Raw genomic sequence first — 24355 nt, forward strand, 5'->3', positions numbered from 1 at the left:
ATTATAATGAGCTAAGCCCATTATAATGGCATGGACTTTAGTCCCTACAACCCCCTAAAGCTTCAAAAAACAAGTTTTTTGAGAAAAACATGCATTATCTATACCTATTATCTTTGTTTTCCTACGAAAAATCCTCCTGCCATTCCAAGAGGAACTACAGTCGAATAAAATAAAAATCTGTCACTTATCTCACTCGCAAAAATCAGCACCAGAGAGAGAGTCAGAGAAACAGAAGCGACTCCAAATGCTGATGTACTTAAAAGTACTATACTAAACAGAGGAAGAAGTACGCCTCCAAGTGCTATTGAGATAAAACGAAATAGTCTTATATTTTTAAAGTTCTCTTCATATAATCTAAGAGTTCTTTTTAACTGATACTCATTTGTACCTTCACTGCTAAGTGTTCTAGCATCTTCATAAGTGAAAAACAATTGAGCAAGTGCTCCAAGCATCCCAAGAGCTACTAATGGAATAGCAGCTTCAAGCATTCCAAGAACTACGGCAACAAGACTAAGCATAATAGGACCTATATATGTCACTCCAAAGAACTTCATATTTGTAGTTATCCTATCCCAAGCCGGTCTTGCTTTAATGCGGTAAATCATACTTTGAGCGTAGATGCCATAGATTCCGGCTATTAGAGTTATTAGTTCAATTAGTAGTATTAGAATTTGCGGCATCTCTAAAAAGTAGAGAACAACAACAACATTCATCAAACCGGTAAAGACTCCAAGAGCTAATGCTTCACGGGATAACCATGATGTCTTTATATTTTTCATCGCAGTAAGTGCTAAAAATGGACGACCTAGATGCAGCGCTGAGAGCGGAAGACCAATAGCTGCTGGAAGCATAACTAAGAGTGCCATCATCCAGTTAACCTTTTCAAAGCCAAGCAGACTCATAATATCACCCAAAAATAAAACTGCAAAACCACCAAGTGAAATTTGAGTAAGCACTGTCATAAATACAAGTGGAAGCTCAGAATGTGCAGGTTTTAAAATATGCTCATCTACCTCTTTCATCGAGTCTGGCAATTTTTTTGGAAGTGTATATCTTGTTGTAGAGTTTGTTATTCTTGCATCAGGTAAGAAAGGCATATTCCCTTCTTTATCTATATCTTTTTCCAACCACTTTTGAATATTTACAACTTCTATCTCTATAGCTCCAGATGGACAAGCTTGAACACAAGCAGGAGTCTGACCAACATCGAGTCTCTCATGACACATGTGACACTTTGTAACTATCTTTCTCTCTTCATGGTAAGTTGGAACCTCATAAGGACAGTTCCAAGTACAGTACTGACAACCTATACAAGTATCATCATCATGGACTACGATTCCGGTTTCTGATATTTTTATGTAAGAATTTGTCGGACACCCTTTTAAACACTCAGGGTCGATGCAGTGGTTACAGCTCATAGAGTTAAAGAGCTGAGTAAAGGCTGGAAACTCTCCGCCTTCCATCTCGCCGACTCTTCTCCACTTTATATCAGCTGGATTATTATTTTGTTCATTACATGCGACTTCACAACAGTGACAGCCTACACATGCAGTTGCATCGAAGTGAAACCTGTACTGTTCACCCTCTTGCAATTTTGGTATATTTATAGAGTAATTACCACACTGCATTCCGGTGTCAGCTTTGTAATCTATGAAACTCTCTAAAGGTGTTTGCATATTTTAATCTCCATATACTTTGTAATTGCGATAATTATACATTAATAAAACACTATCTCTATATGCTGTAATGGTTAAAATTTGCACATGCCATTTTTTATAATTGATTAGAATTCAATCTCAATAAATATATTTTTTACAACTGATCTGCATGTCCAAAAAATATCTCTTGATGGGAATTTTTTCTCATACTCTCTAAAATATTCTTTGCTTTTATCTTTGTTGGAGCATCAAAATATATAAACATATTTCTTGAGAAGATAAAATCAAATTTACCAAGATTTAAAAATGACGGATCAAACAGATTTGCAAGTTCAAAAGTCACAAGAGATTTTACACTGTTTTTTAGAGCATATTGCTCACCGTGCTTATCAAAGTATTTGTCGAGTATCTCAGCAGACAAATTTCTTATATTTCTCTCTTTATAGATAGCCTCTCCTGCTCTGTCTAATGCATCTGAGTTAATATCTATACCTACAATTTTAAACTTACTAGGAATTACTCCAGCTTCAAGCAGTGCTATTGCTATACTATATGGTTCTTCACCTGTAGCAGACGGAGCACACAAAATATCTACATTTCCCACGCAAGCTTTTACAAGTTCTACAAGTTGGGCTACCTGTCTAAATTCTCTGTAAAAAAACGTTTCATTAGTTGTTAAGTAGTCAATAAGTTCCTGCTTTATCTTAGCATCTGAATCAACAATCGACAGTAGTTTTTCAAATGAGATAATCTCTCTTTGCCTACAAAAGGTCATTACTTTATTTGTTAAAATGTTTATCTGCTTATCAAAAGTAACGCCAGTTTCATTTTTAAAATACTCAGCTATTTTTGTAACATCACTATAGTCTGTAAGCTCTACAACTTTAACTTCCTCTTTTTCAACAATCGGTTTTTTTTTCTTAAAAAAACTAAACATTATGTGCAAAACTCCTTTATTGATTCTACTATCTCACTTATATCTAATACTTTAATATTTTGTACTTCTTTTCTTGCACGACTTGGCATCCCATCAACTATAGCACTACCCTCACTCTCCGTAATACAAGAAGAGCCATTTAGCCCAAGTGTTTTACAAGCCTCTACCCCATCATGGCCTATTCCAGTCAAAATCACACTAAGAATCTCTACCTCTTTAGCAAACACAACAAAAGAATTAAACAGAATATTAATATCTGGATTAAAAGCATTTACGGGAGAGTCTTTTTTAGAAAAGATAAATCCTGAAGAGTTTTTACTAACAGTAGTTGCTCCGCAACATACATACACATTTGCATTTTCTAAATAGGTATTATCCTGTGCAACTGAGATTGGATTCAAATGATTTTCTTGTAGTCGTTTAGCAAAGCTGGCCATAAAACCTACTACCATATGCTGAGCAATTACTATACTAGTGTTTTTTAGCTCAGGAAGAGCATTTATGATTTTTTCAATCTGTCCCGGCCCTCCTGTAGAGGCACCGATTAGGACGATTTTACTAGGTATTGAATGTTTCAAGTTTTGCATGTAACTCATCTGTCATAGAGTTTAAGTGATCAGCTGCAGCAGCTATCTCTTCTACGTTACGAGCATTTACTAAAGAGATATCATTAATCTGTGTTATTTGATTAACTATAGACTCAACATCGTTTCCAGTTTTTTCAAAATCAGTTACAGTTCTATCACTAGCACTTACTGCTTCATCAACTATTTGAACACTGATATTGATTTTTTCTTCAACTTTGATAGCCATATCTGATAACTTCTGAATATCTTCAGAATTACTGCTCATCTGACCGCTTACATCTCCTATTGACTGAACTATTACGTTGATTGTAGCATTAATCTCTGTTAGAGATTTTTGTGTTCTCTCTGCTAGTTTTCTAACCTCATCAGCAACAACAGCAAAACCGCGACCATGTTCACCTGCGCGTGCAGCTTCAATAGCAGCATTTAGTGCAAGTAAATTTGTCTGCTCGGCAATATCAGAGATAACTTCAAGAACAACTTTAACTTCATTGGCGTCATGAGAAAGAGCATTCATTCTCTCTGCAAGTTCTACTTCAAGCTCTGCACTTCTTTGCACTTGTGCTGTTAGAGATATTACATCATCACGGGCTTCATTAAGATTCTGATTTGCTTTGATGATATCTTCTTTACTCTCTTGCGCATCTGTTATAGCATTATTAATTTCATTTTTAATATGTATTGCTTTTTGTGTAGCTGCTTCAACAACAGATACAGACTTTTCAACATTTTCTCCAACACCTAAAGCTGTAGTAGATAGCTCATGAGATATTGAAGCATTTTCCGAAGAGCTCTGTTTTGAAGTATCAATCAACTCTTTAAGAGAAGTCATCAGTCCATTAAAACTTATCGCAATTTGTGAAAGCTCTAGTGGTGCATTTTCATCTACCTTAAGAGTTAAGTTTTTATTATCACCTATGGTTAAAAGGGTCTCTTTAAACTTATTAATTGGTTTGATAATACTAGCATTTACTGCAATTATAGAGATTGATATCATAATAAGAAGAATAATCACCGACCACATTATGATACTGTTTCTAATGCTGTTTGGTACTATAAGAACTTCTGCTTCATCAATCTCTGAGATAATAGCCCATTTAAAATCTTCACCTATATGTATAGTTGAAAATGAAGATAAAACAGGATTACCATTGTAATCAATTACTATCTTAGTCTCTGTACTCCCTGCTAGTGCTTCACGAGAAGCTTCAGTATCAACAGAACCAGTTGAAGGGTTTGCAAATGAAGCTTTTAGTGAGTGCCCTGTTGGGTCTAGAAAACTATCACTTCTCATAAGCTTATCTGGACCAACTAGATAATCCTCTTGAGAATCACCATAGCCACCTCTATACTGCATAATCTTATTTATTGAAGAATCACTGATTTGAAATACTAAAACAGCTTTTATTTCTCCACCAACTTTTACAGGAGTTGATAAGAACATTGCCGGAGCACCATTACTTGGTGCATATGGTTTCATATCCACAAATGTAGGACTATTATTTTTAACAGCTAGTCTATATGCCTCACCCAATCCACTATTTTTCAATGAACCGTGAGTAAGGTTGGCGCCATAATCAGACTCTTTCGCAGCCGTATACATTACATGCCCATGTTCTGCACCAATTATAAAAATATCGTAGTAGCCATACTCTTTCATATACTCTTGAAAAAAGACCTCATGTTTTTCTTTTTTTTCTTTTGCCAACGGATTATGTACTGGATAATCTTCAGTAGCCCCAACTTCTAATTCATTGTAAACATCTCTTAAATCAGTAACCATTGAATAAAGATTCTGAGAATGGGAAAGAACATTTATATCACCTATTCTCTCTGCGAAAAAGCTTTCTATCTGATTTTTCTTCATATCTCTTACAGTCGTCAACTGAGAGTAGCTATTTTTCATCAAAGCATCTTTACTTTTAGTAACAGATATATCAGTTGTAATGAAAGCTAATATTATTAGCGATAACGCTGTCGATAAGATAATTTGCATTCTTATTGATAGTCTATTCATTGAAGAGCCCTTTTCCTTAAAATTTTCAATATTGTAGCAAATTTTTACTATAAATTTTTAAGATATATTCGCTAATAATTATTTTCACATTTAAATAAAAGTGAATTATGCTATATAAAAAATCTGCATATATATCAGTCAATATATCTTTCTTAAATTGATTAATATTTAATCATAAAAGAGATTATTTTACTCTCATATTCCATTATAATTTTGCCATATAATTTGTTTAGGAGACAATATGGCAGGATTTAAAGACTTAAAAGGACAAGGACACGCACCGACGTTGTTCATGGCTTTTTTATACTTCGATATGAGTTTTATGGTATGGACTATGTTAGGGCCACTTTCTACAGAGATATCAGAGGCATTAGCCGCTGCTGGCCATATGATGAGTGCTGGGGAGAAAGCTACACTACTTTCACTTCCTATTCTTTCAGGTGCAATTTTGAGAATCGTACTTGGTTTTGGTGTTGATAAGCTAGGTGCCAAAATGACAGCAATGATGGCGCAAACTGTTGTTATAGTTGCACTATTAACTGCATTTTTTATGGGTGATGGAATAACTTACAATGCTCTACTTTTAGTTGCTCTTGGTCTTGGTTTTGCAGGGGCTTCTTTTGCGGTTGCACTTCCACAAGCTGGTCAATGGTATCCGCCTAAACTTCAAGGTGTTGTTCTTGGAATTGCAGGGGCTGGTAACATCGGTGTTGTAATTGACTTCCTATTTGCTCCAAAAATCGCTGAGATTTGGGGATGGGCTTCTGTATTTGGGGTTGGTGCTGTTATGGCAATAGTTACTCTTATAGCTTATGCTTTTTTAGCTAAAGATGCTCCGGCAGATGTTTATACTGCTCGTCCTAAAAAACTTAAAGATTATGGGAAATTACTTAAAGATAGAGATACATGGTGGTTTTCACTATTTTATGCAATCAGTTTTGGTGGATTCGTTGGTTTTGCAGGATATATGAAAGTTTACCTTATGAACACTTACCAAGCTGATATGAGTGCCTTTGGTTTAGATATTTTAGATGAGTCAAATGTAAAAGTTGTTGCCGGTTACTTTGGTGCTCTGTGTATCTTTGCAGGTGCAGTTCTTCGTCCTGTTGGTGGAGCAGTTGCTGACCACTTAGGTGGAATAAAATCACTTTACATCTTCTTTGGAACGGTAGCTCTTTTAGCAATACTAAACGCAACAATGACTCTACCTTTTGGCGTTGCAATTTTTGTACTCTTTTTAATCATGGCTAACCTTGGTATGGCAAACGGTGCAGTTTTCCAACTAGTACCTCAAAGATTTGGTAAAGACATAGGAATTATGACTGGACTTGTTGGTGCAGCTGGGGGTATCGGTGGTACTCTTCTTATCAAAACACTTGGATGGTCAAAGGGAACTTTTGATGGTTACTCAGCAGGTTTTATGATATTTGCGGCTCTTGTTTTAGTTGCACTTGCAGGGATAAGCTTAGTAAAAACTAGATGGAGAACTACTTGGGGTGTTGCAGCAGGCGGTAGAATCTAACCATATACTATTTAGATGATGATCTCTTCATCATCTAAACTTTCTTCAATTACAAATATTTTTAATAATTTATAATATAAACTAATTCTGTTATTTTCTTAAACTAACTCAATGACAATTTTGGTACAATACAGCATAAATCTACACATGTGCAAGGTATACTTTGAAGTTAATATTTTCTTATCTATTTTTTACAATGACATTATTAGCCCAGACAAACCAAGGATTAGGACTTTTTGAAGACTTAAATCTACTTCTTCTTACACTATTCATTATCATCATACTTTTTATATATAGAAATAGAGAACTTAAAAAAATCGATAAAAAAAATATAGAAGAACTACATGAACGTATAGAACTTGCTTTACTTGGTAGTAATGATGGTTTATGGGATTGGAATATTACTGATGACTCAATCTATTTTTCTCCTCGTTGGAAAGAGATGCTTGGATTTAAAGATGATGAACTTCCAAATGAAATGCCATCATGGCAAGATCGCGTTCATCCGGAAGACCTTCAAAGTGCACTTGATGAAATAGAAAAAAATATAAATGGCGAAACAGATTACTATGAAAATATTCATCGTATAAGACATAAAAATGGAGATTGGATATGGACTCTAGATAGAGGAAAAGTACAACTCGACGAGAATGGCAAAGCTGTTCGTATGATTGGTACGCATAGAGATATAACAAACATACAGGAGATGCAGCTAAAATACTCTCAACAAGTTCAGATTATAGAGCAGATTCACGATTCTGTTATTTCTACTGATTTGAATGGATATATCACTAGTTGGAATAAAGGTTCTCAAATACTTCTAGAATATACAGAAGAAGAGATGCTTACAAAACATGTTTCATCACTATTTTTAGAAGAAGACCATAAAGCTTTGCAGGAGGGTACTCAAGAGCTGATTAAACATGGGGAATACCATGCTGATAAACGTTTAGTAAAAAAATCTGGCGACATAATTTTTGTATCCTTGTCACTCTCTATTTTAAAAGATGAAAAAGGAAATCCAACTGCACTGGTAGGATATTGTCAAGATATTACTAAAAGAAAAGAAGCTGAAGAAAAGTTGTATGAGCAAAAAAATATTCTGCACTATCAAGCACATCATGATGAGTTAACACAACTTCCAAACCGTACTTTTTTTAACGAAAGACTCGAACAAGCTATAGAAAAAGCTAAGCGTAATAAAACACTTATAGCACTATTTTATATTGATTTAGACCACTTTAAACAGATAAATGATTCTCTTGGTCATGAAGTAGGAGATATAGTACTAAAAATAACTGCTGAACGTCTAAAGAATAAGATACGTAAGGAAGACACACTATCTCGTTTGGGTGGTGATGAGTTTACTCTAATCATAGAAGAGCTTAATATTGCAAAAGATGTTTCTCTCTTAGCACAAAAAATCATTGAAGATTTAGAAAAGCCTATCTATATAGATACTCATACTCTTTATATCTCAAGCAGTATAGGTATCAGTATATATCCTGATGATGACACAGATGCTAAGAACCTTTTAAAATATGCAGACTCTGCAATGTATAAAGCAAAAGAAGAAGGAAGAAATAACTTTCAATTTTACTCTAGTGAGATGACAGAGTTAGCCTTTGAGCATGTAGCTATGGAAGCTAGTCTTCGCCAAGCTTTACAAAATGAAGAGTTTGTTGTTTATTACCAACCTCAGATGGATGGACGCACGGATAGACTTGTAGGGATGGAAGCACTTGTAAGATGGAATCATCCAACATTAGGTTTAGTACAACCATACAAGTTCATACCTATTGCAGAGAAAAATGGGCTCATTGTGCAGATAGACCAATGGGTAATGAAATCTGCTATGACACAGTTTGTGGCATGGTATAAAGATGGACTAAACCCTGGTGTTTTAGCCATGAATCTAGCTGTTAAACAACTCCAGAAAAAAGACTTCATAGATACTATGAGTAATCTACTTAAAAGTACTCAATGCAAGCCAGAGTGGATTGAGCTTGAAGTAACAGAGAGTCAGATTATGACAAACCCACAAGAGGCTATTAAAATACTAAAGCAGATAAGTGAGATGGGAATCGAACTGGCTGTTGATGATTTTGGAACTGGGTACTCTTCACTCTCATATCTCAAACGACTCCCAATTGATAAGCTCAAAATTGACCGTACCTTTATACAAGACCTTCCTGATGATGAAGAGGATGTAGGTATAACAAAATCTGTAATAGCCCTCTCAAAGAGTTTAAATCTTAAAGTTATAGCTGAAGGTGTTGAGACTGATGAACAAAAGAATTTCCTTGTTGAAAATGGATGCCAAAATATTCAAGGTTATCTTTACTCAAAACCAATTACGGCAAATGAGATGAAAGAAAGATTTTTAAAGAATTCGTAAGCTATAATAAAACATAAAATATTAAAAAGTATTAAAATGGAGTATTTATGAATTCTGCAAAAATCATATATCTATTACTATTTTTCCTTATTTCTCCAATATTTGCCAACAGTGCAGTAGTCTTTATGTACCACCGCTTTGGTGAATCAAAGTACCCTTCTACAAACATCACTATAGAACAATTTGGGTATCAATTGGACTACCTTGAGAAAAATCATTACAATGTCTGGCATCTATCTAAAATAGTTGAACATATTAAAAACAAAAAATCACTTCCTCCAAAAACGGTTGCTTTGACTATTGATGATGCCTACATTAGCACTTTCACAAAAGCATATCCGATGCTAAAGAGTAAACACTTTCCATTTACTGTCGTTGTTAGTACAAATCAAGTAGAAAGTAAGTCAGAAAGTTACATGTCATGGGATCAACTACGAACTATGAAGGCTGATGGGGCTGAGTTTGCAAACCACTCCAAAAGTCATGATTTCGTACTTGCTCAAAATAACGAAACAGATGAAGTGTGGAAAAAACGAATTACTTATGAGATACAAAAAGCTCAAGATAAAATCCACGAAGAGCTTGGAGCAGAGGTAAATGAAAACCCGCGCCTTTTTTCATACCCATTTGGAGAGTATGATTTAAAGACTGCCCAGCTCATAAAAGAGCTTGGCTACATCGGAATCACTCAAACTTCAGGACCGCTTGGAGAAAACTGTGATTTAAGAACTGTGACAAGATTTCCTATGGCAGAAGCCTTTGCAAGCCCTAACAGCTTCATAAGCAAACTAAACACTCTGCCGATGCCAATAGAGTCAATTTCACAAAAAGAGCCTGTTTTTCAAGGAAAAAATCCGCCAAAACTCCGAATAATATTAAAAAAACCACTTGAAAATATAAACTGTTTTTTATCAAACGGTGATGCAATAGATTTCAAATGGGTGTCTCAAACAGAGATTGAGGTTAGTGCGAATGAACCTATTAAACCACCAAGAGAGAAGTACACTTGTACTGCACCAGCACAAGACGGAAAATGGTACTGGTACAGTCATCTGTGGATAGTTAAGTAGTTAGCCTATCTTTCTTATAAACATAACTTTTAGATAATTACCCTCTTGAAACTTGTTATGAACTCTAAAATCTTTTGGCAGTGAAAATGTCTGCTCAACTTTGTATCTTCCGTTTAACTCTTTAAACGCTCTCTTTACAAAGTCACTAAAGGTCATCATACTAAAGTTTGCAGAGTTTGTAGATGCAACTATAACTCCGCCTTTGTTAGTTATTTGGATAGCTTCTTTAAGAAGATTGACATAGTCTTTTGAAGCACTGAATGTATGTTTTTTTGAACGAGCAAAACTTGGTGGATCAAGAACTACCATGTCAAACAAGAGCTTTTTTCTTACCGCAAATTTGAAGTAATTAAATACATCTTCTACTATTATCTCTTGTTTATCTGCATCTATATTATTTACGCTAAATTGTTCTCTTGTTTTAGGAAGGCTTCTTTTTGCTAAGTCTACACTTGTAGTTTTTTTAGCACCGCCTAGTGCTGCGAAGATTGAGAATGCACCTGTGTAAGAGAAAGTGTTTAGAACAGTTTTGCCTTTTGCATACTTATCACGGATAGTTTTTCTAACATCTTTTTGGTCTAAAAAGACTCCAACCATTGCTCCATCATCTAGGTATATTGCAAAGTTTGCACCATTTTCTTTTACAATTATCGGTGCATCTGCTCTCTCTCCACAAACAAAATCATCCGCGTCATCAAGATACTTACCTTTGCCGTCAAATCTCTTTTTCTGATAGATACCTCTGTAGTTTACTGAAGATTTCAGTGCATCTAAGATTGCAACTTTAAGCTCATATATACCGATGCTGTACCAGGTAATCATATAAAAACCATCAAAGTAGTCTATGGTTAAACCGCCGACTCCGTCGCCTTCACCGTTAAAAACTCTAAATGCCGTAGTCTCTTCGTCGGAATAAAAATCTTCTCTATATTCAACAGCCGTTTTGATTTTTTTTGCAAAGTAATCTGCATCTATCTTTTCATCTTCTTTTGCTGTGAGTACCCAGCCATATCCTTTGTTCTGGATGCCGTAGTAGCCCTTGGCAATAAAGTTGTTTTTAGGATCTGTAAGCTTTACAATCGTACCTTCTTGACTCACTTTCGTCCAATCAACAATAGACTCTTTTGAGATTAACGGATAGCCATTTTTATAATTTGAAACAAATTCTTCTTTTACACTTAGGTTTATCTCTTTATTCATATTAACTCCCATTATCCTAGAAAATACTCAGTCCGGTTTTGTCTGTAAAGAGTTCCAAAGCTTTAGTTCCTACAAGAGAGTTTCCTTGAGCGTTTAAGCCAGGTGACCAAACAGATAAACCCATAACATTTGGAACAACAGCCACTATACCTCCACCGACTCCACTTTTCCCAGGTAAGCCTACATTAAAAGCAAAATCTCCAGATGCATCGTAGTGACCACAGGTAAGCATAACTGCATTTATTCGCCTAGATTGTGATGGAGTTAAATAAGTGACGCCTAAAATAGGATCAACTCCATCATTTGCCAAGTAAAGCATAGCTCTTGAGAGCATTTTTGTACTCATCTCTAGTGAGCAGTGTTTGAAGTAAGTTCCAACCACATCTTCAACTCTATTATCAAGATTGTTAAAACTTTTCATCAGGTTTGCCAGTGCTAAGTTTCTATATCCATGTTCCATCTCAGAAGCCGCAACTATTTCGTTTGAGCAGATTGATTCATCATCAGAAATAGCTCTTATGAACCCCAAAACTTCTTCATAAGCAGTTTTACAAGTTCCATAGTGATTTATAAGTGCATCTGTCACATTAATAGCACCTGCATTTATAAATGGATTTCTAGGTTTACCATGTTCATACTCAAGCTGAACAAGAGAATTAAATGGATTTCCTGATGGTTCATGTCCAATGCGCTTGTAAAGATCAGTATTGTAAAACTTAAGTGCCAAGGTAAAGCTAAAAACCTTAGAGATACTCTGAATAGAAAAGAGTGTATCTGCTTGACCTACGCTAAACTGTGTTCCATCAAAAAGTGTCAGAGACATGGCAAACTGATTTTGATTGATTCCAGCTAAAGCAGGAATATAATCAGCAACTTTCCCATCCTTTAGTAAAGGAGAAACTTCATCTGCAATTTCATTTATGATTGATTGATAATCCATAAGAAAACCTATTTTTTATTTTCTAGTCGGTCATACATAGCCAACATGTTTTGATAATCCGCATGAAGAGTAGTATCTATCAAAAAGTCGTCACCGTCTAAGATTTTCAGTGCTTTTAAAACTTTTTCTTCTGTAAAGATATTATACAGTGCATCTTCATATTCAGAAAATTCTAACTCCATCTCTTCCATCCTTGCTATCTCAACAATTATATGACCTAACTTATTTGTCCCATATTCCAGTATTTCCAAAGCATCTTCTGTCTCACCAAGAAGCAGGTGTATTTGTGCTTTAAAATCAAGCATATTAAAGTTATTCTCAAATATAACACCGATATATTTTTCCATATTTAAAGTATCTTCTAGCTGTTCAATGCTCATTAAAATATCTTGCGGGTCATAGTCTTTGAAGTTTAAAACCATATCACGAATTAGCTTTCCGTTATTTTTGTTGTTATATATCAAATCATCTATAGGATAGACTTCAGAAATACCGGGAACAATCATCTGACAAGAGTAAAATCCAAGATAGTTATACTCTCGTAAGTAACTCTCTTTTCCCATATCTTTTAGTATCTCCATAAGATAATCATACTCTTGCTCGCTTGTTGTCCCATCATATAAAAATGGCGAGTACTCAAAGCTTTTGCGAGAACTTAAAAAGCCAAATCCTAGCTTTCCGTTTGAGTCAACAAAGTGAGATTCAAGATTGAAACTGTCAGCTACTAAACTCATATCAAAAGTCGGCACTTCAAAAGAGTCTAAGTTTTCCAAAGAACGTCCCTGCATTAGCTCAGTCATAGTTCTCTCTAAAGAGACTTCCAAGATAGGATGCGCTCCAAAAGAGACAAAAAGAGTAGAGTTGTTAGGGTTTATAAGTGAGATGGCAGTAACTGGAAACTTCCCGCCAAGAGATGCATCTAGAACTTCTACAATGTAACCTAACTCTCTAAGAGCTAGAACATCTTTATGAACTCTAGGAAAACTCTCCACAAGTTCATCTGGAAAGTTTGGAAGAGCGTATCCATTTTTAATAATCTCTATCTTTGCATAACGTTCAAAAATCTCACTAAGTGACTGCACCTGAGCTTCTAGAGGTGTGTTTCCTGTTGCTAAACCGTTACTTACATAGAGGTTACTCAATATGTTAAGTGGTATATATATTTTTTCAGATGTTGAGTGTTTTATAAATGGTAGTGCTACAATTTTATCCTCATAATCACTGTTGAAATCTACTAAATCATCATCGCTAAGTTCTTTGCTCGGATTATATACTTCGCGTAGTTCATCGTTTAGATAATCTCCCCCAAACTCAAATGCAACTTCATCTGGATAATATTTTCTGCTTGGAAGATGAAAATCTATAAAAAAGTTATTTGTCTGAAGACGCTCTATATATTCACCCAAAGCACTCGCCACAGATGCATCCGAGACTATGCCTTTTCCGTTTGAGTAGATGTGTCTTGGTGCTTCTACTGAAGTAAGATTAACTGAGTAACAGTTCTCTAATGGATGCTTTTGCTGTGAGAAAGTCATCTCGCATCCAGCATCTGCTAAAACAGCTTGCATCTTCGCTATAGACTCTTCTAGTGGAGCATTTTTTGATAATAGATTCATTCGTTATCGCTTTGTATTTTGATTATCGGAGTATATCTAAAAGATATCAAACTGCCCTAAAGCCCAAACATACTAAAATACGTAAAACTATTTTAGGAACTCCTCAGATGTCATTTTCTTCACTTAAACTCTCTTCTCAAATAAACAAAGCATTAGTTAAACACAACTTTAAAGAGCCGACTCCTATTCAAGAAAAAGTGATTCCTCTTGTTCTGGATGGTCGTGATGTTATGGCTAAAGCGAAGACTGGAAGCGGAAAGAGTGCTAGTTATATTCTTCCTATTTTAGAGCTTCTGCAAAAGAGACGAGGTGAAGGTAAGGCAAAAATCAAAGTGCTTGTTTTAACTCCGACAAGAGAGTTGACTCTTCAGGTTGCACAGGCATTTGAGAACTTTGGTGAGTTTATGCAAACAAAGCCAAAAGTTGTAAGTGTTATTGGTGGAGAGGGCATCGGAGATCAGCTTTACGCTATCCAGCAAGGTTGTGACATCTTAGTGGCAACATCAGGAAGGTTTTTAGATGTTCTAAGCAAAAAGCAGATGAACCTCTCGCATCTAGAGTTTTTAGTTCTCGATGAAGCAGATAAGATGTTAAACCTTGGCTTTGCAGAAGAACTTGACCTAGTACTAGAAGCCATACCAGAGAAACGTCAAAACCTTCTCTTCTCTGCAACTTATCCTGAGAAGATTTTAAACATAGCTTCAAGAATCACACAAGACTCTGTTGAAGTAAGCATCGATGAAGATGTACCGACAGTAGATACAATCATTCAAAGAGTCATAGAAGTAAACCGTGACAATCGTGGACCACTACTTAGACATCTTATAAAGAGTGAGAAACTAAAACATATTCTTGTCTTTATGGCAAATAAACGTGCAACTGACAACATTGCTGAGAAGTTTAGAAAGTATGGTTTTACAGCAGAGTCTTTTCACGGTGATTTACATCAAGAAGACAGAACATATACACTAAATGAATTTAGAGATAAAAAAATAAATATTCTTTTTGCAACTGACATAGCTGCGAGAGGATTAGATATAGAGAACATCGAGTGTGTCATAAACTTTGACCTGCCCCGCTCTCCTACAGACTACATCCACCGAATCGGACGTACTGCAAGAGCCGGAAAGTCAGGACTGGCTATCTCATTTATCTCTTTTGAAGATCAGGCACACTTCTCTGTGATTGAAAAAAAATGTAAAGTAAAAATAGAAAAAGAGCAGATAGAAGGCTTTGAACTTATAGGTGAAGCACCTAAAGTAGAAAAAGGCCCTGCTCCCGTTAAAGGTAAGGGCAAAAGTAAAAAAGATAAGGCTAGAGAGAAGGCACTAAGAGAATCGAAGTAAGATAAAATGATGTTTTTATACATACTAAATATTTAAGTAATTTTAGAGATATATCTACGTTATAATTATTTCATGCATAGTAAAGACAATTAAGGTAGATGATGGATTTTATAGCAGCTTACGATATAGGAATCAACAAGCCGGAAGTAACAGAAGATGTACTTAAAGTATGGCAGGAGATGGTTAACTCACTCTCTGTTATGGCTGAAGTTCCAGCTTCTTTGGTTATGCATGTACTACCTGAGAAGATTGAAGTGGCACGTACGTCAAATGCACAAAATAATCCTTACGGACTTGGTGCATCTGAGAATCTTGGATGTGGTCTCTACTGTGAAACAGTTATGCGCAAAAAGCAATACCTTCATGTACCAAACTCACTAGAAGATGAAGCTTGGAAAAACAATCCTGATATTCCACTTGGAATGATAAGCTACTACGGTCTGCCTTTATTATGGCCTGACAAAACTGTTTATGGAACTATATGCATCCTTGATTCTAAAGATTTATATCCACCACAACATATCAAACAATTGATGGGTATATACCGCCAAGCCATTGAAAATGATCTAAAAATTTTAGAACAGGCTAAGGAGCTTATAGAGGCTAATAAACGTAATGCAAATAGTAAACTACGCATATCTGCAAAAGTATTGGAAAAAACTTCAGATGGAGTTGTAGTTACAGACAAAGAGCAAAAAATTATATTTATTAATAGCGGCTTTACAAAAACAACAGGATACTCAGAGAGTGAAGTAATAGGTAAAAACCCTAAAATTTTAAACTCCGGCAAGCATGATGAAAAATTTTTCGCATCCATGTGGGACTCTTTAAACTCTACCGGACAATGGCAGGGTGAGATATGGAATAAGCATAAAAGTGGAAGAATTTATCCAGAACTCCTAAATATATGTCAAATAATCAATGAAGATGGAAATCTTGAGTACTATGCCGGAATATTCTCAGATTTGACAACGCAAGAAGAGACTAAACAGCGTCTATATGAACTTGCATACTATGATGATCTTACCTCACTGCCTAACCGCAGCTTACTAAATAAAGATATGAAAATTCAACCAGAAGCCTATGTAGCAATTTTAAATATCAGAGGATTTACACATATTAATGATGTGTTTGGTTTCGATGCTGGAAACTTTATTCTGAGAGAACTAAGTAACCGCTTCTCAGAAAAACTGATGGGAAATGGGTTTTCTATCTATAGAGTAGGAAGTGATGAAGTTGTAATACTAAATAATATTCTTACATCTAAGGATAAGTTTAGAGAGTTTATTGCAGCTGTTATAAAACAGATGGACAATGAGATATTTCACTATCCTAAAGATGAAGTGGACATATCTGTGACTATATATGCCGGCATCTGCTTTGATAAAGAGAGAAGGCTTGAAAAAGCAGATATGGCTCTGCATCAGGCACAAATAGAGCATAAAGACTATGTAGTTTACTCTAAAGATGAAGATACTAAAAATATTCAAGAAAAAAATATAGAGATCATAAACAAAATCAAAAATGCCATTCAAAATGATGATGTCATTGCTTATTATCAGCCTATTGTTGATCTGAATGCCAGCATAATTAAATACGAGGCACTTGTTCGTCTTAGAGACGGTGATGATATACTGACTCCATACTTCTTTTTAGATATTGCAAAAAAGACAAAATACTATCATCAAATCACACATAGAGTTATTACTAAGACTTTTGAGCTATTTAGAGACAGAGAAGAGTCATTTTCCATAAATCTTACAGCAGAAGATATTTTAAACACAGAAGTTGTCTCTTTTATAAAAAGTGAACTTTTAAACTTCTCAAACATTGAGAGAGTAATTTTTGAAATTGTAGAGTCTGAAGATATATACAATATTATTGAAATCGAAGAGTTTATAATAGAGATGAAAAAAATGGGTGTAAAAATTGCCATTGATGATTTTGGTACCGGATACTCAAACTTTTCATACATGATGAAACTAGAACCAGACTACATCAAGATAGATGGTTCAATGATAAAAAATATAGACAAAGACGACAATGCGAGAAGAATTGTAAAGACTATCGTTACATTTGCAAAAGAACTTAGTATCAATACAATAGCTGAGTTTGTACACTCAAAAGAAGTATTTGATATTTGTAAAGAACTTGGTGTTAATGAATTTCAGGGCTATTACTTTAGTGAACCATTGGAGAAATTAGACTAATTAGACATCACTTATGTTTACATTCTACATGAAAACCCTATCATTTTTCAAAGACATATAAAAATGCTGGGTTTTGCCAAAATCTATTGCTATAATTTTTGATAAATAAATTTTCATAAATACAAAGGGATATAAATGTTAAAACTACTACCTGCTGTTGTCGGTTGTTTAGGACTGATGGTTACATCAAGTGTGTTGGGAAGCACACTTAATACTCAAGAAGAAAAAGCTAGTTATACTATAGGTATTCAACTTGGACAACAACTCCTCATTTCTAAAGAAGACATCAATCTTGATGCTATCAAGCTTGGAATGAAAGATATGTTTTCTGGTACAAAACCCAGACTAAGCAATGACGAAATGCGTGTTGCAATGGTAAACTATCAAAAAAGCAAACAAGTAAGAGAACTCTCTATGATGAAAAAGTTCTCAAATCATAACCAAAAAGAGGGCTTGGCTTTTCTAAACGCAAATAAAACTAAACCTGGTGTTAAAACTCTAGCAAGCGGTCTTCAGTATAAAGTGCTTAAATCTGGAACTGGAAAAGTTTCTCCAAAGTCCACAGATAAAGTAGTTACTCACTATCATGGAACACTTATAGACGGAACTGTATTTGACAGCTCTTACGATCGCGGTGAAGCAGTAAGCTTTCCAGTAAATGCAGTTATAAAAGGCTGGACAGAGGCTCTACAAAAGATGAAAGTAGGAGATAAATGGCAACTTGTCATTCCATCTGCTCTAGCATACGGTGAGCAAGGTGCTCCTCCAAGTATAGGTCCGGATGCAACACTTATATTTGATGTAGAACTATTAAAAATAAACTAATATCACTCTTCAAGCTTAGATGATGAATTTTCATCATCTAAGCCTTCTATCTAAATAATCAACTCTAAATTAATACTTTAAGAACACCTCAAAAACCATTAGTATACTTCACACGCAATAAATTGTATAATTATTAATCAATTAACTGTATACATTCCTCACTAGTTATCTTATAATTTTCCTATAACAAATTACTTTAAGGAGAATTACATGCTAAAGAAAATAATAGGTTTAGGATTAGGATTGTCATTAGTTGCCGCTTCATTGTTGGCAGCAGAACTTGAGAAGAAAAAGTTAACTATAGGTTTTATAGCACTTACTGACTGTGCACCAATCGTAATTGCTGAAGAAAAAGGCTTTTTTAAGAAGTATGGTTTAGATGTTCATGTTGTTAAAGAGGGTGGCGGATGGCCTGGAATCCAGCAAAAGGTAATAAGCGGAGAGTATGACTTTTCACACGCTCTTGCAGGTATGCCAATCGCTGCAACGCTTGGCATCAACGGCAACGCTAATCTTCAAGCTGTACTTTCTCTTGATTTTAACGGTAATGGTATTACATTTGGAAATAACATCATTAAAGAGATGAAAAAATACGGAATGGATGAGACTAAACGTCCTCTTGGTTCTGAATCACTCAAAAAGTATATAGATGCAAAACATAAAGCTGAAGGTTCTTCGTATCAGCCTTTATCTTTTGGTATGGTTCACCCGGTTTCAACTCACAACTACGAGTTAAGATACTGGATGGCAAGTTCTGGAATAGTTCCTGATCGTGATACGACTATCAAACCTTTTCCTCCACCGACAATGCCTTCAAACTTGATTGCAGGAAACATTGAGGGTTACTGTGTTGGTGAGCCTTGGAATGAGAGAATTGTTCTAAAGAAAAAAGGTTCTACTCTTGTAACTAACTACGATATCTGGAACAACAACCCTGAGAAAGTTCTACAGACTCGTGCTGACTTTATAGAGAAAAATCCAGAGACTACAAAAGCTGTAATGAAAGCAATTTTAGAAGCTCAGATGTGGCTGGATGCTTCATGGGAAAACCGCAAAGAAGCGGCAATAATCATGAGTAAACCAAACTATGTAAAAGCTCCTGTATCTGTGTTAGAAAAATCAATGACTGGTACATTTCAGTACTCGAACTATTTTCTCTCTACCAGCTTTACCCATCTCTTCTCTCTGTTCATCTGATAAGTTTATTATCATTTCAATTTTATCAGCTAGGTTTTTACTATCTTTAACTTCACACAAATATCCATTTACTCCATCATCCACAACTTCTTTGCATCCAATCCTTACTACTCACACGGTATGTGGTTCATTACTCAGATGTATAGATGGGGTCAAATCGACAAAGCTGTTGATATGAAAGCTGTTATAGAGTCTGTTTACCGCCCTGACCTATTTGCCCAAGTTGCCAAAGAAGTTGGTTATAGCCTTCCTCCAAGTGCTTGGAAAAAAGATGGTGTAGATAAGTACAACATGTTCATGGATGGAAAAGTTTGGGATCCTAACAAGGCTGTTGAGTACATCTTCTCTACAGGTATTGATGAGTCAAAAGTATCTAAAGAAGAATTGCTTAAAGTTAATAAATGGACTGTAAAAACTGAACAACCAAACTATGTATGTCCTTATGGTCCAGCTGGATGTGCTGATCCAAAGTATGTAACTAAATAGTTTTAAGTATACAAAGGCTTTGCCTTTGTGTATTTTGTAGTAGTTGATATCTTTAAGTGCCTAGAGCTAGATGCAAGAATCTTCCTTCATGTGGTCTCCTGATTTCTCTAGGTACTTTGCCAAAGGCACTTAAAGATGTAAATTACATTACAAACATTGAAGGAAGAATAATGAATAAAGAAACAGTTAAAAAAATTGTACTGCCTCTATTGGTCTTACTATTTGTAATCCAATTCTGGTCTGGGTTAGCACATGTTGTAGCAGATTTTCCAACACCAAGTGATACTTATGTAGCAGCTTTTGGTGGAGTGAATGCAGACGGAGATGAAATAACTGGTGTTTTAGCAGATCCATTTTATGTAAACAATCAAGATGACAAAGGTATATTTTGGCAGATAATAGCATCACTTAAGAGAGTTTTTGCAGGATTTGTTTTAGCGATTCTCGTCGGTGTTCCTATCGGTCTGTTTGTAGGGATGAGTAAGAGTGCTCAGTATGCACTAAACCCTTTCATACAGATATTTAAACCTGTTTCACCCCTAGCATGGCTACCACTGCTTCTATTTATATTTCAAGATATAAATATGACAGCTATTTCGACTATTTTTATAACATCTATTTGGCCTATTATCATAAATACGGCTCTTGGTGTTAAGAGTGTAAGTGAAGACTATATGAATGTTGCAAAAGTTCTTAGGTTCTCTCCATTAGAGAAGATCGTTCAAATTATACTGCCTGTTTCGGTTCCATATATCTTTACGGGGATGAGACTATCTCTTGGTATCGCATGGTTAGTTATTGTAGCAGCTGAGATGTTAACAGGTGGTATAGGTATCGGTTTTTGGATTTGGGATGAATATAACAACCTCAACTATCACAACATCATCATCGGTATTATCGTAGTCGGTCTTATTGGTTACTTTTTAGACTTGATTATGGGAAGACTTGCAGATTATTTTGATTATACAAAGAAAGGTAGAGCGTAATGAGTAAATTTTTAAGCCTAGAAAATATTGAAAAAAGATTTCCGATTCCGGGAAAAGATGACTACGTAGCTGTAACAGATGTAAATCTTGAAATTAAAGAGAATGAAATCATCTCTATCATCGGACATAGTGGATGTGGTAAGAGTACTCTTTTAAACATGATCTCAGGTCTGGATGCACAGACTGAAGGACATATTCTTTTAGAAAACAAACATGTAGATGGTCCGGGACCAGAGCGTGCAGTTGTTTTTCAAAACCACTCACTTCTACCTTGGCTTAGTGTTTATCAGAACATTGAGATGGCTGTAAAAAAGGTTATGCCTGAGCTGAGTTCGGCAGAGCTTAGAGAGAGAGTTGAAAAGTTTGTATCTATGGTAAATCTAGACCATGCAAAAGACAAACTGCCAAACGAGATAAGTGGTGGTATGAAACAGCGTGTCGGTATTGCCAGAGCACTCTCTATAAAGCCTAAAGTTCTTCTGATGGATGAACCTTTTGGAGCGCTAGACTCTCTTACTCGTGCAAATCTGCAAGAGCATCTGATGAGAATCCAGCAAAATGTTAAAAACACTGTAATCATAATTACACACGATATTGATGAAGCTGTACTTCTTAGTGACAGAGTTATTATGATGACAAATGGTCCGGATGCAACTATCGGAGAGATATTAGAAGTAAATCTTAAACGTCCAAGAAACAGAGTTGAACTACAGAGTGATCCGGAGTATATCAGATGCCGTGAAGCGATACTAAGCTTCTTGTATGAAAAATTTGCAAAAGATGATGAATAAAAAATTATAAAAAAGGAAAATACCAATGCAAGAATTCATGACAACTTATAAAGAGAATGTTCTTGATATTGAAAACTTTCTCATTGAGACAGTTTTCAATCTTGGTAACGTAGAATATAGAGAGAGTGACGACTATAAAAAAGTTTTCAAAGTCTTTCCCTCTCTAGAGTTAATCTACACATGCGATGAAGAGTCGATGCTTCAAACATCTCCAAATATTTACAGGAACAAATCAAGTGATACACCAATAGGCAGAAACAGAGAATATTTGCTAAACAAAATTGATTTTGATGATAGTGATATTGCAATCACTAAGCCATACATAAGTAGTGCAACAAGTGAGACATGTATAACTGTAGCAAAAAAAGAAAACGGAAAAATCTACTTTCTTGACTTTAATATCTCTGTTTTACTACAAAGATTGGGTCTCGTAGAGGTACATAACGGTTTTAACTTTGTTAGTAAAAGCTTTTATTTTTTAACTGCAAATATCATGATGATATTAGCACTATTTACAATTGGATACTCGGTATATGAGTTTATTCATTCATTACTATTTAAAGATGGACTCTCAATAGAGGCAATTTTTAAACCGGTTATTGCTCTTACACTTGGACTTGCAATATTTGACCTTGCAAAAACTGTTTTTGCTCAAGAAGTAGTATTTAAAAGTTATTCCAAAAACTCTCATGAAGAGTATAAAGTTTTAACAAAATTCTCTATTACTATACTTATTGCTTTACTAATAGAGTCCCTTATGGTAGTATTTAAAATTGCTATAGATGATTATTCTCAGATGATTCACGCTTTTTATCTCATAGGCGGTGTATCTATCTTGATGATAGCACTGGGACTGTTTATATATTTTACAAAAAAGAAAGTTTAACATGCAAAACAACAACATCAAAACATCAGGTTTTTCACTTGCAAAAGGTAAAGACTTAACGGGTGATGATTTTTACGACATTAAAAGTATCGGCAACTTGACTGTAGGTATAGTCTGTGATGGTGTTGGAAGTGCAGATGCAGGTGCAGAGGCTGCACAAAGAGTTACGACTTATCTAATGAACAACTTTAAAATTCGCCCAAAAACATGGAGTATCGAGAAGTCTATAAACACTTTTATAAAATCCATAAATGCTATTCTTTATGAAGAATCAATTCTAAACTATGAGAGAACTGAGCTTGTTACGACTCTTACTATTGTAGTCATAGAAGGCAACAAACTCTACGGTGCAAATGTTGGAGACTCCAGAGTTTATCTCTATAGAGACAAAAGCATTAACCAACTATCTATTGATCATGCTATGGAAGAATCAGGATATGAAAATGTCCTAACACAGGCCATTGGAATTGACAAAGAGGTAGAGCCTTACTACTTTGAAAATATCATCCAAAAAGATGACAAAATACTTCTATGCAGTGATGGGCTATACACTCTTATGAGTGAGAACCGTCTTGAGACTGGCATCTCTAACGGAGCTTCCTATCTAGTAAAAAAAGCTTCTAAACTAGTAGAAAACAATCTACCAGATGACACAACTGCCGTAGTTATTGAAATATCAGAAGCTAATGAGGTAGAAAAACTAAAACATCAAAAGGTAGAGATTCCCAAGAGTCTAAAAAAAGCTCAAGTGATTGACGGTTACACTCTTCTAAAGTCACTTATACAAAATGAGAGGACTTGGCTTTGTACCAAAAAAACCAAACAATATGTAGTTAAGTTTGCTCCAACTGAGGCGATTGATGATGAGATTATCCTAGACCTCTTCGTAAAAGAGGCATGGAACGCAAAAAGACTAAAAGCCAACTTCTTTCCAAAAGCTGTTATACCTAAAAACAGAACTGCCCGTTACTATGTAATGCAACTCTTTCATGGTGAAGATTTAGACTCATATCTCTCTCATAAACAGATAACTATCGATGATGCAGTTGAGTTGGCATCTACACTTCTAGACATGTCACAGTTTTTACTAAAGTATGACCTAGTTCACGGAGACATCAAACCTCCAAATGTTATGATAGCAAAAGATAACGATGAGAACTTAGAGTTTAAAATCATTGACTTTGGAAGTATTACAGAGATTTTTTCTAAAAACACAAGAGCGGGGACTCCTAGTTTTCTTTCCCCCGAGAGATTTAAAGGAGAGGCAATAAGTGAGTCTAGTGAGATATTTTCTATCGGCGTTACACTATATCTAGCTTTAACTGGAAAATATCCTTATGGAGAGATAGAACCTTTTCAGACACCAGCTTTTAAGCAGGCAAAAAAACCAAGCTTCTATAACAACAACATTCCTGATTGGCTAGACAGTGTCATACTTCGCTCAATCACTATAGATAAAGAGCTTAGATACGAGCACTATTCTGAGATGAACTATGAGCTTAAACGTCCAAAAAAAGTCAAACCTTTCTTCCCTAAAGATGCCACTCTAATAGAACGTTCACCTCTTACTTTTTACAAGAGCGGATTTATCATAATGTTACTCATAAACTTCGCTTTACTCATTTGGATGAACTCTTAAAAACTAAAAAAAATTAACATTGTGCTACAATGTAAATAAGTTAA

Annotated in this window: 20 protein-coding genes; 12 read left to right on the top strand and 8 right to left on the bottom strand. The window is 35.2% G+C overall.

The window, feature by feature from the left end; genetic code table 11:
* Positions 1–107: 107 nt before the first annotated feature.
* The 4 genes from SMGD1_RS01980 to SMGD1_RS01995 form a co-directional block, all read right to left on the bottom strand.
* The gene (locus SMGD1_RS01980; protein WP_008339986.1) at positions 108–1676 is read right to left on the bottom strand and encodes a DmsC/YnfH family molybdoenzyme membrane anchor subunit; all 1569 of its coding nucleotides are present in this window, start codon (positions 1674–1676) and stop codon (positions 108–110) included.
* Positions 1677–1812: 136 nt separating this feature from the next.
* Positions 1813–2595, bottom strand: coding sequence for a CheR family methyltransferase (locus SMGD1_RS01985; RefSeq protein ID WP_008339941.1), 783 nt, complete (start codon positions 2593–2595; stop codon positions 1813–1815).
* A complete protein-coding gene (locus SMGD1_RS01990; protein ID WP_008340007.1) occupies positions 2595–3182 on the bottom strand; it encodes a chemotaxis protein CheB in 588 nt (195 codons plus the stop codon). The genes SMGD1_RS01985 and SMGD1_RS01990 overlap by 1 nt, the downstream gene beginning before the upstream one ends.
* Positions 3154–5088, bottom strand: a complete 1935-nt coding sequence (locus tag SMGD1_RS01995) for a methyl-accepting chemotaxis protein (protein ID WP_008340068.1) — start codon at positions 5086–5088, stop codon at positions 3154–3156. Before SMGD1_RS01995 ends, SMGD1_RS01990 begins: the two co-directional genes overlap by 29 nt.
* Before the next feature lie 352 nt (positions 5089–5440).
* On the opposite strand from SMGD1_RS01995, the gene SMGD1_RS02000 reads away from it, so the two are divergent.
* From SMGD1_RS02000 to SMGD1_RS02010, 3 genes are all read left to right on the top strand, one after another.
* Positions 5441–6721 (top strand): MFS transporter, encoded by a 1281-nt coding sequence (locus SMGD1_RS02000; protein ID WP_008339934.1) that lies wholly within the window; start codon positions 5441–5443, stop codon positions 6719–6721.
* Positions 6722–6884: 163 nt separating this feature from the next.
* On the top strand, positions 6885–9119 hold the full coding sequence (locus SMGD1_RS02005) for a sensor domain-containing protein (protein WP_008340048.1): 2235 nt from the start codon (positions 6885–6887) through the stop codon (positions 9117–9119).
* A 47-nt stretch (positions 9120–9166) separates the two neighbouring features.
* The gene (locus SMGD1_RS02010) at positions 9167–10189 is read left to right on the top strand and encodes a polysaccharide deacetylase family protein (RefSeq protein ID WP_008340484.1); all 1023 of its coding nucleotides are present in this window, start codon (positions 9167–9169) and stop codon (positions 10187–10189) included.
* On the opposite strand, the gene SMGD1_RS02015 is transcribed toward SMGD1_RS02010, so the two are convergent.
* From SMGD1_RS02015 to SMGD1_RS02025, 3 genes are read right to left on the bottom strand one after another with little or no spacing between them, the layout of a single operon-like run.
* A complete protein-coding gene (locus SMGD1_RS02015; protein WP_008340094.1) occupies positions 10190–11389 on the bottom strand; it encodes a class I SAM-dependent rRNA methyltransferase in 1200 nt (399 codons plus the stop codon). It lies immediately after the preceding gene.
* A 16-nt stretch (positions 11390–11405) separates the two neighbouring features.
* Positions 11406–12329: a glutaminase gene (locus SMGD1_RS02020; protein WP_008340078.1), complete on the bottom strand. Its 924-nt coding sequence runs from the start codon at positions 12327–12329 to the stop codon at positions 11406–11408.
* An 8-nt stretch (positions 12330–12337) separates the two neighbouring features.
* Positions 12338–13945 carry a YcaO-like family protein gene (locus tag SMGD1_RS02025; protein ID WP_008340025.1) on the bottom strand — a complete coding sequence of 536 codons (1608 nt, stop codon included), beginning with the start codon at positions 13943–13945 and terminating at the stop codon, positions 12338–12340.
* 107 nt (positions 13946–14052) lie between these two features.
* Between SMGD1_RS02025 and SMGD1_RS02030 the strand changes: the two genes are divergently transcribed.
* The 4 genes from SMGD1_RS02030 to SMGD1_RS02045 all read left to right on the top strand — a co-directional run bounded on the left by SMGD1_RS02030 (position 14053) and on the right by SMGD1_RS02045 (position 19523).
* Positions 14053–15291 (top strand): DEAD/DEAH box helicase, encoded by a 1239-nt coding sequence (locus SMGD1_RS02030; protein ID WP_008340073.1) that lies wholly within the window; start codon positions 14053–14055, stop codon positions 15289–15291.
* 98 nt (positions 15292–15389) lie between these two features.
* Positions 15390–17501 (top strand): sensor domain-containing diguanylate cyclase, encoded by a 2112-nt coding sequence (locus tag SMGD1_RS02035; RefSeq protein WP_241761424.1) that lies wholly within the window; start codon positions 15390–15392, stop codon positions 17499–17501.
* A 135-nt stretch (positions 17502–17636) separates the two neighbouring features.
* Positions 17637–18326 carry a BamJ family beta-barrel-assembly machinery protein gene (bamJ, locus tag SMGD1_RS02040; protein WP_008340487.1) on the top strand — a complete coding sequence of 230 codons (690 nt, stop codon included), beginning with the start codon at positions 17637–17639 and terminating at the stop codon, positions 18324–18326.
* Positions 18327–18536: 210 nt separating this feature from the next.
* Entirely contained in the window at positions 18537–19523 is a 987-nt protein-coding gene (locus SMGD1_RS02045; RefSeq protein WP_008340488.1) for a CmpA/NrtA family ABC transporter substrate-binding protein, read from the top strand.
* Here SMGD1_RS02045 and SMGD1_RS14540 read toward each other — a convergent pair.
* Positions 19446–19607 carry a hypothetical protein gene (locus SMGD1_RS14540; protein ID WP_277812883.1) on the bottom strand — a complete coding sequence of 54 codons (162 nt, stop codon included), beginning with the start codon at positions 19605–19607 and terminating at the stop codon, positions 19446–19448. The genes SMGD1_RS02045 and SMGD1_RS14540 overlap by 78 nt on opposite strands.
* A 36-nt stretch (positions 19608–19643) precedes the next feature.
* Between SMGD1_RS14540 and SMGD1_RS14470 the strand changes: the two genes are divergently transcribed.
* From SMGD1_RS14470 to SMGD1_RS02065, 5 genes are all read left to right on the top strand, one after another.
* Entirely contained in the window at positions 19644–20009 is a 366-nt protein-coding gene (locus tag SMGD1_RS14470) for a hypothetical protein (RefSeq protein WP_241761425.1), read from the top strand.
* Positions 20010–20179: 170 nt separating this feature from the next.
* Positions 20180–20995 carry a nitrate ABC transporter permease gene (ntrB, locus tag SMGD1_RS02050; RefSeq protein ID WP_008340492.1) on the top strand — a complete coding sequence of 272 codons (816 nt, stop codon included), beginning with the start codon at positions 20180–20182 and terminating at the stop codon, positions 20993–20995.
* On the top strand, positions 20995–21786 hold the full coding sequence (locus SMGD1_RS02055) for an ABC transporter ATP-binding protein (protein WP_008337938.1): 792 nt from the start codon (positions 20995–20997) through the stop codon (positions 21784–21786). Before ntrB ends, SMGD1_RS02055 begins: the two co-directional genes overlap by 1 nt.
* 25 nt (positions 21787–21811) lie before the next feature.
* Positions 21812–22672, top strand: coding sequence for a hypothetical protein (locus SMGD1_RS02060; RefSeq protein ID WP_008338118.1), 861 nt, complete (start codon positions 21812–21814; stop codon positions 22670–22672).
* A 1-nt stretch (position 22673) separates the two neighbouring features.
* Positions 22674–24311 carry a bifunctional protein-serine/threonine kinase/phosphatase gene (locus SMGD1_RS02065; RefSeq protein WP_008337663.1) on the top strand — a complete coding sequence of 546 codons (1638 nt, stop codon included), beginning with the start codon at positions 22674–22676 and terminating at the stop codon, positions 24309–24311.
* The last annotated feature ends 44 nt before the right edge of the window (positions 24312–24355 follow it).

The organism is Sulfurimonas gotlandica GD1, assembly GCF_000242915.1.
Lineage (GTDB): Bacteria > Campylobacterota > Campylobacteria > Campylobacterales > Sulfurimonadaceae > Sulfurimonas > Sulfurimonas gotlandica.